We start from the raw sequence: 14,894 nt of genomic DNA, 5'->3' as shown, positions 1-14,894 counted from the left end.
CGTGACCGCGAAGATCGCCTACGACGAGGTCGAGGTCGGCACCGAGCTGCCCGCGCAGACCTTCCCTGTGACCCGCGCCACGCTCGTGCGGTACGCCGGTGCCTCGGGTGACTTCAACCCGATCCACTGGAACGAGAAGTTCGCCAAGGAGGTCGGCCTGCCCGACGTCATCGCCCACGGCATGTTCACCATGGCCGAGGCGATCCGCGTCGTCACCGACTGGGCCGGCGACCCGGCCGCCGTCGTCGAGTACGGCGTCCGCTTCACCAAGCCGGTCGTCGTGCCCAACGACGACGAGGGCGCCGTGATCGAGGTCACCGCGAAGGTCGCCGCGAAGCTGGACGACGGCCGGGTGCGCGTCGACCTCACCGCCACCAGCGCCGGGCAGAAGGTCCTCGGCATGAGCCGGGCCGTGGTCAGGCTCGCCTGAGCCCGCCCCACCCATGAGCGGCACGGGCCCCTTCCGTACGGGAGGGGCCCGTACCCTTGTGCCCGTGCAGCTTCTCCACGACGCCCCTCTCGCGCCCCTGACCACCTTCCGGCTCGGCGGCCCCGCCACGCGGCTCGTCACGGCCACCACCGACGACGAGGTGATCGCCGCGGTCCGCGAGGCCGACGCCTCCGGGACCCCGCTGCTCGTCATCGGCGGCGGTTCCAACCTGGTCATCGGCGACAAGGGCTTCGACGGCACCGCCCTGCACATCGCCACCCGCGGCTTCTCGCTCGACGGGACCCGTCTGGAGCTCGCCGCGGGCGAGGTGTGGACGGACGCCGTCGCCCGGACCGTCGAGGCCGGGCTCGCCGGGATCGAGTGCCTGGCCGGGATCCCCGGCTCGGCCGGCGCCACGCCGATCCAGAACGTGGGCGCCTACGGGCAGGACGTCTCGGCCACCGTCACCGAGGTCGTCGCCTACGACCGCCGGGCCGAGGAGACGGTGACGCTCACCAACGCCGAGTGCGCCTTCTCGTACCGCCACAGCCTCTTCAAGGACCAGCCCGACCGCTACGTCGTGCTCCGCGTCCGCTTCGAGCTCGAGGACGCCGGCGGCCTCTCCGCGCCGATCGCCTACGCGGAGACGGCCCGGGCCCTCGGCGTCGAGGCGGGCGACCGGGTGCCGCTGGAGCGGGCGCGGGAGACGGTCCTGAAGCTGCGGGCCGGCAAGGGCATGGTCCTGGACCCGGAGGACCACGACACGTGGTCGGCCGGCTCCTTCTTCACCAACCCGATCCTCACCGCCGAGCAGCACGAGGCCTTCCTCGCGCGCGTGGCCGAGCGCCTCGGCGTCGACGCCGTGCCGCCCGCCTACCCGGCGGGGGAGGGCCTGACCAAGACCTCCGCCGCCTGGCTGATCGACAAGGCGGGCTTCACCAAGGGCTACGGCTCCGGGCCCGCCCGGATCTCCACCAAGCACACCCTCGCCCTCACCAACCGCGGCGAGGCGACCACCGAGGACCTGCTCGCCCTCGCCCGCGAGGTCGTCGCCGGCGTCCGGGACGCCTTCGGGATCACGCTCGTCAACGAGCCGGTGACCGTCGGCGTCGAGATCTGAGGCCCCCGCCTCAGTACGCACACCCTCAGTACGCCACGTACTCAGTACGCCACACCCACGCCCTGCTTCACCGTCGCCGGGTCGTCGACCATCGCCAGCATCGCGTGCGCCACGTCGGCGCGCCCGATCATGCGTCCGCGTGACGGGTTGCCGCCGACTGCCTTCCGGTAGCGGCCGGTGAGGCGCTTGTTCGTCAGCTTCGGCGGGCGGACGGACGTCCAGTCGGTCGCGCTCGCCGCGAGCTCGGCCTCCATCTCCCGCAGGTCCGCGTAGACGTGCTTGTACAGGCCGTTGATGATCGGCAGCACCGCCCTGTCGAGCACCGTCTGCCCCGGTGGGACCGGGCCGATGGGGGCCGCGCTGACCACGAGGAGGCGGCGGGTCCCGGCGCCCTCCATGGCGCGCAGCACCGAGCGGGTCAGGCGCGCGGCGACGCCCGCGTCCGCGCGGGTGCGGGCGCCGAGGCCGGAGAGGACCACGTCCCGGCCCGCCACGGCCTCGCGCAGCGACTCCGGGTCGGAGAGGTCGGAGCGGAAGACGTCGAGACGGGCGCCGGTGACGGGGAACCGGGCCGGGTCACGGACGACGGCGGTCACCTCGTGGCCCGCGGCCAGCCCCTGACGGACGATCTCCTGGCCGATGCCGCCGGTCGCACCGAAGACGGTGAGCTTCATGTCGCACCCTCCCTGGGTGGGTAAGTGTTCACTCACCTATAGAGTGAGTGTGCGCTCACTCACCCGTCAAGCGATATCCAGGAGTTCTCGTGGAACAGAAGCCGACCCGCACCCGGATCCTCGACGCCGCCCACGAGCTCCTGCGCACGGCCGGGCTCGCCCGCACCACCACCAAGCAGATCGCCAAGGCGGCGGGCTGCTCCGAGGCCGCGCTCTACAAGTACTTCCCGAGCAAGGAGGAGCTGTTCGTCACCGTCCTGGACGAACGGCTGCCGCGGCTCGGCGACCTCCTCGGCACCCTCGCCCCCGACGCAGAGCCCGCCGGCGCCGAGACCCCCGGAGCCGAAGCCTCCGGAGTGGAGGAGAACCTCGTCCAGGTCGCCCGCAGGGCCGCGCTCTTCTACCAGGAGACCTTCGCGATGGCCGCCTCCCTCTACGCCGAGCCGCAGCTCAAGCGCCGCCACGACGACGCCCTGCGGCGCCTCGGCACCGGCCCCCACAAGCCCATCGAGGGCCTCGCCGACTACCTCCGCGCCGAACAGCGGCGCGGCAGGATCGCCGCCGGCGCCGACCCGCAGGCCGCCGCCGCCCTCCTCCTCGGGGCCTGCGCCCAGCGCGCCTTCGCGTACGACATGACCCCGGACGGCCGCCCGCCGCAGGACCTCGACACGTTCGCGCGCTCGATCGCCCGCACCCTGATGCGCGGGCTCGGCTGACGGGCACGGCGGCGCGCCCCGCCCGCGCGGTTCAGCCGGCCGGCGCCGCCAGCCAGTCGTCGATCCCGGACAGCAGCTTCTGCCTGACGTCCTCGGGCGCCGCCGAGCCGCGCACCGACTGCCGGGCCAGCTCCGCCAGCTCCTCGTCCGTGAAGCCGTGGTGCCGGCGGGCGACCTCGTACTGGGCGGCCAGCCGCGAGCCGAAGAGCAGCGGGTCGTCCGCACCCAGGGCCATCGGGACCCCGGCGTCGAAGAGGGTGCGCAGCGGCACGTCCTCCGGCTTCTCGTACACGCCGAGCGCCACGTTGGACGAGGGGCACACCTCGCAGGTGACCTGGCGCTCCGCGAGCCTGCGCAGCAGCCGCGGGTCCTCGGCCGCCCGTACGCCGTGCCCGACGCGGGCCGCCCGCAGGTCGTCCAGGCAGTCCCGTACGGACGAGGGGCCGGTCAGCTCGCCGCCGTGCGGGGCCGCGAGGAGGCCGCCCTCGCGGGCGATGGCGAACGCCCGGTCGAAGTCGCGGGCCATGCCGCGCCGCTCGTCGTTGGAGAGCCCGAAGCCGACCACGCCCCGGTCCGCGTACCGCACGGCGAGGCGGGCGAGGGTGCGCGCCTCCAGCGGGTGCTTCATGCGGTTCGCGGCGACCAGCACCCGCATTCCCAGCCCGGTCTCGCGCGAAGCCGTGTCCACCGCGTCGAGGATGATCTCCAGGGCCGGGATCAGACCGCCGAGCAGCGGTGCGTACGAGGTCGGGTCGACCTGGATCTCCAGCCAGCCGGAGCCGTCCGCCACGTCCTCCTGGGCCGCCTCGCGCACCAGACGCCGGATGTCCTCGGGCTCGCGCAGGCAGGAGCGGGCGATGTCGTAGAGCCGCTGGAAGCGGAACCAGCCCCGCTCGTCCGTGGCCCGCAGCCTGGGCGGAGTGCCGCTGCTCAGTGCCTCGGGGAGGTGCACCCCGTACTTGTCGGCCAGTTCGAGGAGGGTCGTGGGCCGCATCGAGCCCGTGAAGTGCAGGTGCAGATGCGCCTTGGGCAGCAGACTGAGGTCGCGGTGAGGAAGGTGCTCCATTGGCCGATCCTGCCTTACCCGAATGGACGAATACAGTCCGTTTCCCCGATCGGGACCTTGCTAGAACGCAAAAACGGGCCCCCGGTTCCGGAGAACCAGGGGCCCGCGGCCGGGTGGGAGCGTTCCTACCCGGTCAGTCGCGCGCCTCGGCAAGCAGCTTCTGGATCCGGGACACGCCCTCCACCAGGTCCTCGTCGCCCAGCGCGTACGACAGCCGCAGGTAGCCCGGCGTGCCGAAGGCCTCGCCCGGGACGACCGCGACCTCGGCCTCGTCCAGGATCAGCGCGGCCAGCTCGACGGAGTCCTGCGGGCGCCTGCCGCGGATCTCCTTGCCCAGCAGCGCCTTCACCGACGGGTACACGTAGAACGCGCCCTCCGGCGTCGGGCAGAGCACGCCCTCGATCTCGTTGAGCATCCGCACGATGGTCTGGCGGCGGCGGTCGAAGGCCTTGCCCATCTCCTTGACCGCTTCCAGGTCGCCCGAGACGGCGGCGAGCGCGGCGACCTGCGCCACGTTGGAGACGTTGGAGGTGGCGTGCGACTGCAGGTTGGTCGCGGCCTTCACGACGTCCTTCGGGCCGATGATCCAGCCCACGCGCCAGCCCGTCATCGCGTACGTCTTGGCGACACCGTTCACGACGATGCACTTGTCGCGCAGCTCCGGCAGGACCGCCGGCAGGGACGCGGCGGTGGCACCGCCGTACACCAGGTGCTCGTAGATCTCGTCGGTGAGGACCCACAGGCCGTGCTCGACGGCCCAGCGGCCGATCGCCTCGGTCTCGGCCTCGCTGTAGACGGCGCCGGTCGGGTTCGACGGCGAGACGAAGAGGACGACCTTGGTCCGCTCCGTGCGCGCGGCCTCCAGCTGCTCCACCGACACCCGGTAGCCGGTGGTCTCGTCGGCGACGACCTCCACCGGGACACCGCCGGCGAGGCGGATCGACTCCGGGTAGGTCGTCCAGTACGGCGCGGGGACGATGACCTCGTCGCCCGGGTCGAGGATCGCGGCGAACGCCTCGTAGATGGCCTGCTTGCCGCCGTTGGTCACCAGGACCTGGGAGGCGTCGACCTCGTAGCCGGAGTCGCGCAGGGTCTTCGCGGCGATCGCGGCCTTGAGCTCGGGCAGACCGCCGGCCGGCGTGTAGCGGTGGTACTTGGGGTTCTTGCAGGCCTCGACGGCCGCCTCGACGATGTAGTCCGGCGTCGGGAAGTCGGGCTCACCCGCGCCGAAACCGATGACCGGTCGCCCGGCGGCCTTGAGGGCCTTGGCCTTGGCGTCGACGGCGAGGGTGGCGGACTCGGAGATCGCACCGATCCGGGCGGAGACCCGGCGCTCGGTGGGAGGGGTAGCAGCGCTCATGCGGCCCATCGTCCCAGACCCCGTCCTGGCCCGGCACACAGGTTTCACTGAGCGGACAGGACCGGTCATTCCCGGTCGTACGCACGGCGTGGAGGCCCTGTGGAGGCCCTTTCCGAGGACCCTGTGGCAGGTCGGAGCCGTTTCTGTTCGACGTAGGGGCCCAAGACCACGTACACTCACTGCTCGTTGGCCCCGCACCGACCACATCTCACGATGCGGTAGGTTGGGGAAGCCACAAAGGGTCGTAGCTCAATTGGTAGAGCACCGGTCTCCAAAACCGGCGGTTGGGGGTTCAAGTCCCTCCGGCCCTGCTACACACACCGCCAGGTTGTGTGCGCATGTACGTACTCCTTGCACCGCCGTGCGGCTCCATTCCGGGCGCGGCACGGCCACGACCCGGAATCAGGTGAGACATCGTGACGGATGCCGTAGGCTCCATCGACATGCCTGACGCCGAGGACGCAGCTCCCGAGTCGAAGAAGAAGGCCCGGAAGGGCGGCAAGCGCGGTAAGAAGGGCCCTCTGGGCCGCCTCGCGCTGTTCTACCGCCAGGTCATCGCGGAACTCCGCAAGGTCGTCTGGCCCACTCGCAGCCAGCTGACGACGTACACCACTGTGGTGATTGTCTTCGTTGTCATCATGATCGGCCTCGTGACCGTGATTGACTATGGCTTCCAGGAAGCAGTCAAGTACGTCTTCGGCTGACTTTTTGTTCCACCCCATCTGTAGCGCAGGAAGAAGCAGCCACCGTGTCTGACGCGAACCTGAACGACGCCTTCGAGTCCGAGTCCGTCGAGGACGAGCTGGACATCGTCGAGGCGGCCGACGAGGAGCAGGCGGACGCTGCTGACGCCGAAATCGGCGAGGTCGAGGAGACCGACGCCGAGGACGACGGCACCGAGGTCGCCGACGTCGAGGCCGCCGAGGAGGAGGCCGAGGAGTCGGAGGAGTCCGACGAGGCGGCCGAGGCCGGTCTCGCGGACGAGGAAGAGGCCGAGGAGGCCGAGCCCGCCGCTCCGGTCGACCCCATCGCCGCGCTCCGCGAGGAGCTGCGCACGCTGCCCGGCGAGTGGTACGTGATCCACACCTACGCGGGCTACGAGAAGCGCGTGAAGGCCAACCTGGAGCAGCGCGCCGTCTCGCTGAACGTCGAGGAGTTCATCTACCAGGCCGAGGTCCCCGAGGAAGAGATCGTCCAGATCAAGAACGGCGAGCGCAAGAACGTCCGGCAGAACAAGCTGCCCGGTTACGTGCTCGTCCGCATGGACCTGACGAACGAGTCCTGGGGTGTCGTCCGCAACACGCCCGGCGTCACCGGCTTCGTGGGCAACGCCTACGACCCGTACCCGCTGACCCTGGACGAGATCGTGAAGATGCTCGCCCCGGAGGCCGAGGAGAAGGCCGCCCGCGAGGCCGCCGAGGCCGAGGGCAAGCCGGCTCCGGCCCGCAAGGTCACCGTCGAGGTCCTGGACTTCGAGGTGGGCGACTCGGTCACCGTCACCGACGGCCCGTTCGCCACGCTCCAGGCCACGATCAACGAGATCAACGCCGACTCGAAGAAGGTCAAGGGCCTCGTCGAGATCTTCGGTCGCGAGACCCCGGTCGAGCTCAGCTTCGACCAGATCCAGAAGAACTGACGACTCAAGTTTCCGGACAGGTCAGAGGGGCTGCTGCAGCCGCTCTGACCTGCTCGGTTTTTGGACGCGCAGCTATACCCGTTATCGTTGTGCGGTATGCCTCCATCCGGATGACCGGATGGATCGGCTGAAAACTCTCACTAGGACCCGGAGAGAGCTATGCCTCCCAAGAAGAAGAAGGTCACGGGGCTTATCAAGCTCCAGATCAACGCCGGTGCGGCCAACCCGGCCCCGCCGGTCGGCCCCGCGCTGGGTCAGCACGGCGTCAACATCATGGAGTTCTGCAAGGCCTACAACGCCGCGACCGAGTCGCAGCGTGGCTGGGTGATCCCGGTGGAGATCACGGTCTACGAGGACCGTTCCTTCACCTTCATCACCAAGACCCCGCCGGCCGCCAAGATGATCCTCAAGGCCGCGGGCGTGGAGAAGGGCTCCGGCGAGCCGCACAAGACCAAGGTCGCCAAGATCACCGAGGCGCAGGTCCGCGAGATCGCCACCACCAAGATGCCCGACCTCAACGCCAACGACCTGGACGCCGCCGCGAAGATCATCGCCGGCACCGCCCGTTCCATGGGCATCACGGTCGAGGGCTGATCACCCCCCTCGTGACCTCAGTGGTAGGGCCAGGCGCTGGCCCGCACCACGACTCCACACCCTGAACACACAGGAGCAGAAGTGAAGCGCAGCAAGTCCCTCCGCGCTGCGGACGCCAAGGTCGACCGGGAGAAGCTCTACGCCCCGCTCGAGGCCGTCCGTCTCGCCAAGGAGACCTCCACCACCAAGTTCGACGGCACCGTCGAGGTGGCCTTCCGTCTGGGCGTCGACCCGCGCAAGGCCGACCAGATGGTCCGTGGCACCGTGAACCTTCCGCACGGCACCGGTAAGACCGCCCGGGTCCTGGTCTTCGCGACCGGTGACCGTGCCGAGGCCGCGATCGCCGCGGGCGCCGACATCGTCGGTTCCGACGAGCTCATCGACGAGATCTCCAAGGGCAACCGCCTGAACGAGTTCGACGCCGTCGTCGCCACCCCGGACCTCATGGGCAAGGTCGGCCGCCTCGGCCGCGTCCTCGGCCCGCGTGGTCTCATGCCGAACCCGAAGACCGGCACCGTCACCCCCGATGTCGCCAAGGCTGTCAACGACATCAAGGGCGGCAAGATCGAGTTCCGCGTCGACAAGCACTCGAACCTGCACTTCATCATCGGCAAGGTGTCCTTCGACGACGCCAAGCTGGTGGAGAACTACGGCGCGGCCCTGGAGGAGATCCTCCGTCTGAAGCCGTCCGCCGCCAAGGGCCGCTACATCAAGAAGGCCGCCATCACCACCACGATGGGCCCCGGCATCCCGGTCGACCCGAACCGCACCCGCAACCTCCTCGTCGAGGAGGACCCGGCCGCGGTCTGAGCCTGACCGGCTCAGGAGTCCCCTCACAGGGGCTCCGGCGTCCTTGAAGCCGCCCCTCGCGCCTCTCCGGAGGCGCGGGGGGCGGCTTTGTTTCGCGGGCGCTGTCGGGGGCCTGGGTTACGGTGCGGTGGGGAAAGAAAAGACGATCCACAAGGGGTGGGGATTCAATGAGCATGTCCGCGTGGAAGCGCGCAGGCGTCGCACTGACGGCCACGGCCGTCGTCACGGGCCTGGCCGGCTGTCAGGACGGCGACGCCAGGAGCGCGGCGGAGGCGCCCGCCAAGGCGGCCGCGCAGGGCCTGGAGGACGTCACGAAGGCGCTCACGGCCGCCTTCGAGAAGACGTCCGCCGCCAAGTCGGCCAAGGTCAGCATGACGATGAGCATGGAGGGCGTCGGCGCCGGGTCCGGCACCGTGACGATGACCGGCGTCCAGGGCTGGGACCCGGCGGCGCTGGACATCACCATGAAGGGCTCCCTGCTGGGCGCGGGCAACCCCGACGCCCCGGAGCAGGTCCGCATGATCATGCGCGACAACGTCATGTACATGGACCTGGGCGCCCAGGCAGCCGCCAAGATGGACGGCAAGCGCTGGATGAAGATCGACATGAAGGCCGCCGCGGACGCCACCGGCGACAAGAACCTGCGCAAGCAGATGACCGGCGGCCTGGAGAACATGAACCAGGACCCGGCCCAGCAGCTCGCCCTGCTCCTGGACTCCCCGAACCTGAAGCACGTCGGTGCCGAGAAGGTGAACGGCATGGAGACCCAGCACTACAAGGGCACCCTCACCTTCGAGCAGATGCTCAAGGCCAACAAGTCGTCGAAGCTCCTCTCCAAGGAGCAGTACGACGAGCTCGTGGCCAATGTGAAGAAGACCGGCCTCAAGGGCTACGACACCGAGGTCTGGGTCACCGAGGACGGCTACCCGGCCCGTATGGACGTCGGCATGACCATGGCCCAGGGCACGGTGCACATGCGGGCGGACTACACCGACTACGGGGCCGCCAAGGCCGCCGTCCGGGTGCCGCCGGCCGAGGACACCGTCGACCTGTTCAAGATGCTCGAGGAGGCCGGCAGGACCGCCGAGGGCTGATTTGCCCCTGGCCGTCCCCGTCGCGTACTCTTCCACAGAAGCCAAAGACCGCTGGTCGTCGCTGCGCCCGAAGGGCGTGGCGGCCGAAGGATTCGCTGAGAGATGCGAGCGACCCGCGCAGGTGACTGTGGAGGAGTTCCCGTACCGGATTCGTCTGGTTCGGTCGAGCTGAGCCCCGTGCGCCTGCGCCCGGGGCGTTTTCGTTTGTTCAGCCCCTTCTGAGCGGTCCTCATCACCCGGAAGGAGGCTGACGCACTATGCCGACGCCCAACAAGGCTGCATCGGTGGCCGAGCTCAAGGACGCGTTCCAGAGCTCCAACGCCGCCGTGCTGACCGAGTACCGGGGTCTCACCGTCGCGCAGCTCAAGACGCTGCGCCGTTCGCTCGGTGAGAACGCCCAGTACGCCGTGGTGAAGAACACGCTGACCAAGATTGCGGCCAACGAGGCTGGGATCACCGCGCTCGACGACCACTTCGCTGGTCCGACGGCGGTCGCCTTCGTCACCGGTGACCCGGTGGAGTCGGCGAAGGCTCTGCGTGACTTCGCCAAGGAGAACCCGAACCTCATCATCAAGGCTGGTGTCCTTGACGGTAAGGCTCTCTCCGCCGACGACATCAAGAAGCTTGCGGACCTCGAGTCCCGCGAGGTTCTGCTCAGCAAGCTGGCCGGCGCCTTCAAGGGCAAGCAGTCCCAGACTGCCTCGCTCCTCAAGGCTCTGCCGTCGAAGTTCGTCCGCACCGCGGAGGCGCTTCGTGCCAAGCAGGCCGAGCAGGGCGGTGCCGAGTAATTCGGCTCGCGCACTGATCCGTACCGCCATACGGGCGGAACGGGTCACAGCGGGCCGACAGTACGCCCGCCTCACATGAACATCCGGCACCTGCCGAATTAGTGGAAGGATCGCCCATCATGGCGAAGCTCACCCAGGACGAGCTGCTTGCCCAGTTCGAGGAGATGACCCTCATCGAGCTCTCCGAGTTCGTGAAGGCCTTCGAGGAGAAGTTCGACGTCACCGCCGCCGCGGCCGTCGCCGTTGCCGCCCCGGGCGCCCCGGGTGCCGGTGCCACCGAGGCCGTCGAGGAGAAGGACGAGTTCGACGTCATCCTCACCGGCGCCGGCGACAAGAAGATCCAGGTCATCAAGGTCGTGCGTGAGCTGACCTCCCTGGGTCTGAAGGAGGCCAAGGACCTCGTCGACGGCACCCCGAAGCCGGTCCTCGAGAAGGTCAACAAGGAGGCCGCTGACAAGGCCAAGGAGGCGCTCGAGGGCGCCGGTGCCGCCGTCGAGGTCAAGTAACACCTCGTCGCGTCAGCGACTCTTCTGTTGAGCGTGTAACGCTCGCAGCGTGAAAGGCGATCATCCATCTGGGTGGTCGCCTTTCGGCGTCCCCGGGGACGGCGTGGCGGCCGTCGTACGGGGCCCCGGAAGCGGAGTAAGGTGATCTTCGCCGTGCGCCGCGCAGGGGCGGGGGCCTTGACGAACCGCACGCAGCGCGCAATTCTCAGGACGCGTCGTCACAACGATCCGATTCCGAGGCATGGATCGACGACCGAACGGGCAGTATCGAGGTGCGCCGCACGGCGCGAGGTACCGCGGAGTTGAGAACAACGAGGGTCGAGAAGAACACGCCCTGGACATCAGTGGGCCAAGTGGCTACACTGACCCTTTGCGCTGCCTGTTAGCTGTCCCCTGCCCGTCACAAGGGGCATACCCTCGCAACCGCTTCGCTGGTCGACCCACTCTGACCTGGCCTTTCGGCCATATCGAGAATCGTCCTCCACGGGGCTCCGCAAGGGACCGGTACGCGCGCAGTGAGTCCGAGCCCTCGGAAGGACCCCCTCTTGGCCGCCTCGCGCAACGCCTCGACCAATACGAACAACGGCGCCAGCACCGCCCCGCTGCGCATCTCCTTTGCAAAGATCAAGGAGCCCCTCGAGGTTCCGAACCTCCTCGCGCTCCAGACCGAGAGCTTCGACTGGCTGCTCGGCAACGCCGCGTGGAAGGCTCGCGTCGAGGCCGCCCTTGAGTCGGGACAGGACGTCCCCACGAAGTCCGGTCTGGAGGAGATCTTCGAGGAGATCTCCCCGATCGAGGACTTCTCCGGGTCGATGTCGCTGACCTTCCGCGACCACCGCTTCGAGCCGCCGAAGAACTCGATCGACGAGTGCAAGGACCGTGACTTCACCTACGGTGCCCCGCTCTTCGTGACCGCCGAGTTCACGAACAACGAGACCGGCGAGATCAAGTCCCAGACGGTCTTCATGGGCGACTTCCCGCTCATGACGAACAAGGGCACCTTCGTCATCAACGGCACCGAGCGTGTCGTCGTGTCGCAGCTCGTCCGTTCGCCCGGCGTCTACTTCGACTCCTCCATCGACAAGACGTCCGACAAGGACATCTTCTCCGCCAAGATCATCCCGTCCCGGGGTGCCTGGCTGGAGATGGAGATCGACAAGCGCGACCTCGTCGGTGTGCGCATCGACCGCAAGCGCAAGCAGTCCGTGACCGTCCTCCTCAAGGCGCTCGGCTGGACCACCGAGCAGATCCTGCAGGAGTTCGGCGAGTACGAGTCCATGCGCGCCACCCTGGAGAAGGACCACACCCAGGGCCAGGACGACGCGCTGCTCGACATCTACCGCAAGCTCCGTCCGGGCGAGCCGCCGACGCGCGAGGCCGCCCAGACGCTGCTCGAGAACCTGTACTTCAACCCGAAGCGCTACGACCTCGCGAAGGTCGGCCGCTACAAGGTCAACAAGAAGCTCGGTGCCGACGAGCCGCTGGACGCGGGCGTCCTCACCACCGACGACATCATCGCCACGATCAAGTACCTGGTGAAGCTGCACGCCGGCGAGACCGAGACGGTCGGCGCCAACGGCAGCGAGGTCGTCATCGAGGCCGACGACATCGACCACTTCGGCAACCGTCGTCTGCGCAACGTCGGCGAGCTGATCCAGAACCAGGTCCGTACGGGTCTCGCCCGTATGGAGCGCGTCGTGCGCGAGCGCATGACCACCCAGGACGTCGAGGCGATCACGCCGCAGACCCTGATCAACATCCGGCCGGTCGTCGCCTCCATCAAGGAGTTCTTCGGCACCAGCCAGCTGTCGCAGTTCATGGACCAGAACAACCCGCTGTCGGGTCTGACGCACAAGCGTCGTCTCTCGGCGCTGGGTCCCGGTGGTCTGTCCCGTGAGCGGGCCGGCTTCGAGGTCCGAGACGTGCACCCGTCCCACTACGGACGCATGTGCCCGATCGAGACCCCCGAAGGCCCGAACATCGGTCTGATCGGTTCGCTCGCCTCGTACGGCCGGATCAACCCGTTCGGCTTCATCGAGACGCCGTACCGCAAGGTCGTCGACGGCAAGGTCACCGACGAGGTCGACTACGTCACCGCCGACGAGGAGGACCGCTTCGTCATCGCCCAGGCGAACGCGACCCTCGACGAGAACCTCCGCTTCACGGAGAACCGCGTCCTGGTCCGCAAGCGTGGCGGCGAGGTCGACTACGTCGAGCCGTCCGAGGTCGACTACATGGACGTCTCGCCGCGCCAGATGGTGTCGGTCGCGACCGCCATGATCCCCTTCCTCGAGCACGACGACGCCAACCGTGCCCTCATGGGCGCGAACATGATGCGCCAGGCCGTTCCGCTCATCAAGGCGGAGGCCCCGCTCGTCGGCACCGGCATGGAGTACCGCTGCGCCACCGACGCCGGCGACGTGCTCAAGGCCGAGAAGGACGGTGTCATCCAGGAGCTGTCCGCGGACTACATCACCGTGGCCAACGACGACGGCACCTACATCACGTACCGCCTGGCCAAGTTCTCCCGCTCGAACCAGGGCACCTCGGTCAACCAGAAGGTCGTCGTCTCCGAGGGCGACCGCGTGATCGAGGGCCAGGTCCTGGCCGACGGTCCCGCCACCGAAGAGGGCGAGATGGCCCTCGGCAAGAACCTGCTCGTCGCGTTCATGCCGTGGGAGGGTCACAACTACGAGGACGCGATCATCCTGTCGCAGCGCCTCGTGCAGGACGACGTCCTCTCCTCGATCCACATCGAGGAGCACGAGGTCGACGCCCGTGACACCAAGCTCGGCCCCGAGGAGATCACCCGGGACATCCCGAACGTCTCCGAGGAGGTCCTCGCCGACCTCGACGAGCGCGGCATCATCCGCATCGGTGCCGAGGTCGTCGCCGGCGACATCCTGGTCGGCAAGGTCACCCCGAAGGGTGAGACCGAGCTGACCCCGGAGGAGCGCCTGCTCCGCGCGATCTTCGGTGAGAAGGCCCGTGAGGTCCGTGACACCTCGCTGAAGGTCCCGCACGGCGAGACCGGCAAGGTCATCGGCGTCCGCGTCTTCGACCGCGAGGAGGGCGACGAGCTTCCCCCGGGCGTGAACCAGCTGGTCCGCGTCTACGTCGCCCAGAAGCGCAAGATCACCGACGGTGACAAGCTCGCCGGCCGCCACGGCAACAAGGGTGTCATCTCCAAGATCCTGCCCATCGAGGACATGCCGTTCCTCGAGGACGGAACTCCGGTCGACATCATCCTCAACCCGCTCGGTGTGCCGTCCCGAATGAACCCGGGACAGGTCCTGGAGATCCACCTCGGCTGGCTCGCCAGCCGCGGCTGGGACGTCTCCGGCCTCGCCGACGAGTGGGCGCAGCGCCTCCAGGCCATCGGTGCCGACAAGGTCGCCCCCGGCACCAACGTCGCCACCCCGGTCTTCGACGGTGCGCGTGAGGACGAGCTCGCGGGTCTGCTCCAGCACACCATCCCGAACCGCGACGGCGAGCGCATGGTGCTCCCCTCCGGCAAGGCGCGTCTGTTCGACGGCCGCTCCGGCGAGCCGTTCCCGGACCCGATCTCGGTCGGGTACATGTACATCCTCAAGCTCCACCACCTGGTCGACGACAAGCTGCACGCCCGCTCGACCGGCCCGTACTCGATGATCACCCAGCAGCCGCTGGGTGGTAAGGCCCAGTTCGGTGGTCAGCGCTTCGGTGAGATGGAGGTGTGGGCGCTCGAGGCTTACGGCGCCGCCTACGCCCTCCAGGAGCTGCTGACGATCAAGTCCGACGACGTCACCGGCCGCGTGAAGGTCTACGAGGCCATCGTCAAGGGCGAGAACATCCCTGAGCCCGGCATCCCCGAGTCCTTCAAGGTGCTCATCAAGGAGATGCAGTCCCTGTGCCTCAACGTGGAGGTGCTGTCCTCGGACGGCATGTCCATCGAGATGCGCGACACCGACGAGGACGTCTTCCGCGCTGCGGAGGAGCTCGGTATCGACCTGTCCCGGCGCGAGCCGAGCAGCGTCGAAGAGGTCTGACGGGAGTCCGGTACGGGGGCTCAGCAATGAGCCCCCGGCCGGCCCCAGGACCCCCGTATCAGACCCACAGCC

General features: G+C 68.7%; 14 protein-coding genes and 1 tRNA gene. 12 read left to right on the top strand and 3 right to left on the bottom strand.

Annotation, left to right across the window (positions count from 1 at the left end; genetic code table 11):
• The first annotated feature begins 1 nt into the window (after position 1).
• Positions 2-430 carry a MaoC family dehydratase gene (locus ACFWJO_RS08555; RefSeq protein WP_386864010.1) on the top strand — a complete coding sequence of 143 codons (429 nt, stop codon included), beginning with the start codon at positions 2-4 and terminating at the stop codon, positions 428-430.
• A 13-nt stretch (positions 431-443) separates the two neighbouring features.
• On the top strand, positions 444-1,550 hold the full coding sequence (locus ACFWJO_RS08550; RefSeq protein ID WP_386864009.1) for a UDP-N-acetylmuramate dehydrogenase: 1,107 nt from the start codon (positions 444-446) through the stop codon (positions 1,548-1,550).
• Positions 1,551-1,591: 41 nt separating this feature from the next.
• Here the strand turns inward: ACFWJO_RS08550 and ACFWJO_RS08545 are convergent, their stop codons facing one another.
• The gene (locus ACFWJO_RS08545) at positions 1,592-2,224 is read right to left on the bottom strand and encodes an NAD(P)-dependent oxidoreductase (protein ID WP_386864008.1); all 633 of its coding nucleotides are present in this window, start codon (positions 2,222-2,224) and stop codon (positions 1,592-1,594) included.
• A gap of 89 nt (positions 2,225-2,313) precedes the next feature.
• Here ACFWJO_RS08545 and ACFWJO_RS08540 point away from each other — a divergent pair, with 89 nt between their 5' ends.
• Positions 2,314-2,940: a TetR/AcrR family transcriptional regulator gene (locus ACFWJO_RS08540; protein WP_386864007.1), complete on the top strand. Its 627-nt coding sequence runs from the start codon at positions 2,314-2,316 to the stop codon at positions 2,938-2,940.
• A 31-nt stretch (positions 2,941-2,971) separates the two neighbouring features.
• On the opposite strand, the gene ACFWJO_RS08535 is transcribed toward ACFWJO_RS08540, so the two are convergent.
• A complete protein-coding gene (locus tag ACFWJO_RS08535; protein WP_386864006.1) occupies positions 2,972-4,006 on the bottom strand; it encodes an adenosine deaminase in 1,035 nt (344 codons plus the stop codon).
• A 133-nt stretch (positions 4,007-4,139) separates the two neighbouring features.
• On the bottom strand, positions 4,140-5,366 hold the full coding sequence (locus ACFWJO_RS08530; RefSeq protein ID WP_386864005.1) for a pyridoxal phosphate-dependent aminotransferase: 1,227 nt from the start codon (positions 5,364-5,366) through the stop codon (positions 4,140-4,142).
• A 238-nt stretch (positions 5,367-5,604) separates the two neighbouring features.
• On the opposite strand from ACFWJO_RS08530, the gene ACFWJO_RS08525 reads away from it, so the two are divergent.
• From ACFWJO_RS08525 to rpoB, 9 genes are all read left to right on the top strand, one after another.
• A tRNA-Trp gene (locus tag ACFWJO_RS08525) sits at positions 5,605-5,677 on the top strand.
• A 105-nt stretch (positions 5,678-5,782) separates the two neighbouring features.
• Complete coding sequence (secE, locus tag ACFWJO_RS08520; RefSeq protein WP_382532579.1) at positions 5,783-6,070, top strand: preprotein translocase subunit SecE; 288 nt, start codon at positions 5,783-5,785, stop codon at positions 6,068-6,070.
• Between the two features lie 44 nt (positions 6,071-6,114).
• Positions 6,115-7,002 (top strand): transcription termination/antitermination protein NusG, encoded by an 888-nt coding sequence (gene nusG, locus ACFWJO_RS08515; protein WP_386864004.1) that lies wholly within the window; start codon positions 6,115-6,117, stop codon positions 7,000-7,002.
• Between the two features lie 159 nt (positions 7,003-7,161).
• A complete protein-coding gene (gene rplK / locus ACFWJO_RS08510; RefSeq protein ID WP_128980827.1) occupies positions 7,162-7,596 on the top strand; it encodes a 50S ribosomal protein L11 in 435 nt (144 codons plus the stop codon).
• Between the two features lie 81 nt (positions 7,597-7,677).
• Positions 7,678-8,406: a 50S ribosomal protein L1 gene (rplA, locus tag ACFWJO_RS08505; RefSeq protein ID WP_384411987.1), complete on the top strand. Its 729-nt coding sequence runs from the start codon at positions 7,678-7,680 to the stop codon at positions 8,404-8,406.
• A 167-nt stretch (positions 8,407-8,573) separates the two neighbouring features.
• Entirely contained in the window at positions 8,574-9,500 is a 927-nt protein-coding gene (locus tag ACFWJO_RS08500) for a hypothetical protein (protein ID WP_386864003.1), read from the top strand.
• 257 nt (positions 9,501-9,757) lie between these two features.
• Complete coding sequence (gene rplJ / locus ACFWJO_RS08495) at positions 9,758-10,288, top strand: 50S ribosomal protein L10 (protein WP_386864002.1); 531 nt, start codon at positions 9,758-9,760, stop codon at positions 10,286-10,288.
• Positions 10,289-10,407: 119 nt separating this feature from the next.
• The gene (gene rplL, locus ACFWJO_RS08490) at positions 10,408-10,794 is read left to right on the top strand and encodes a 50S ribosomal protein L7/L12 (protein ID WP_384411981.1); all 387 of its coding nucleotides are present in this window, start codon (positions 10,408-10,410) and stop codon (positions 10,792-10,794) included.
• A gap of 545 nt (positions 10,795-11,339) precedes the next feature.
• Positions 11,340-14,822: a DNA-directed RNA polymerase subunit beta gene (gene rpoB / locus ACFWJO_RS08485; protein WP_384411979.1), complete on the top strand. Its 3,483-nt coding sequence runs from the start codon at positions 11,340-11,342 to the stop codon at positions 14,820-14,822.
• Positions 14,823-14,894 lie beyond the last annotated feature (72 nt).

This window comes from Streptomyces sp. NPDC127092 (assembly GCF_042722475.1).
Taxonomy (GTDB): domain Bacteria; phylum Actinomycetota; class Actinomycetes; order Streptomycetales; family Streptomycetaceae; genus Streptomyces.
This window is presented reverse-complemented; position numbering and strand designations above follow the sequence as displayed.

Coding starts and splice junctions, on each gene's coding strand:
- ACFWJO_RS08550 (WP_386864009.1), top strand. CDS start 444: ATGAGCGGCACGGGCCCCTTCCGTACGGGAGGGGCCCGTACCCTTGTG.
- ACFWJO_RS08545 (WP_386864008.1), bottom strand. CDS start 2,224: ATGAAGCTCACCGTCTTCGGTGCGACCGGCGGCATCGGCCAGGAGATC.
- ACFWJO_RS08535 (WP_386864006.1), bottom strand. CDS start 4,006: ATGGAGCACCTTCCTCACCGCGACCTCAGTCTGCTGCCCAAGGCGCAT.
- ACFWJO_RS08530 (WP_386864005.1), bottom strand. CDS start 5,366: ATGAGCGCTGCTACCCCTCCCACCGAGCGCCGGGTCTCCGCCCGGATC.
- rplK (WP_128980827.1), top strand. CDS start 7,162: ATGCCTCCCAAGAAGAAGAAGGTCACGGGGCTTATCAAGCTCCAGATC.
- ACFWJO_RS08500 (WP_386864003.1), top strand. CDS start 8,574: ATGAGCATGTCCGCGTGGAAGCGCGCAGGCGTCGCACTGACGGCCACG.
- rplJ (WP_386864002.1), top strand. CDS start 9,758: ATGCCGACGCCCAACAAGGCTGCATCGGTGGCCGAGCTCAAGGACGCG.
- rplL (WP_384411981.1), top strand. CDS start 10,408: ATGGCGAAGCTCACCCAGGACGAGCTGCTTGCCCAGTTCGAGGAGATG.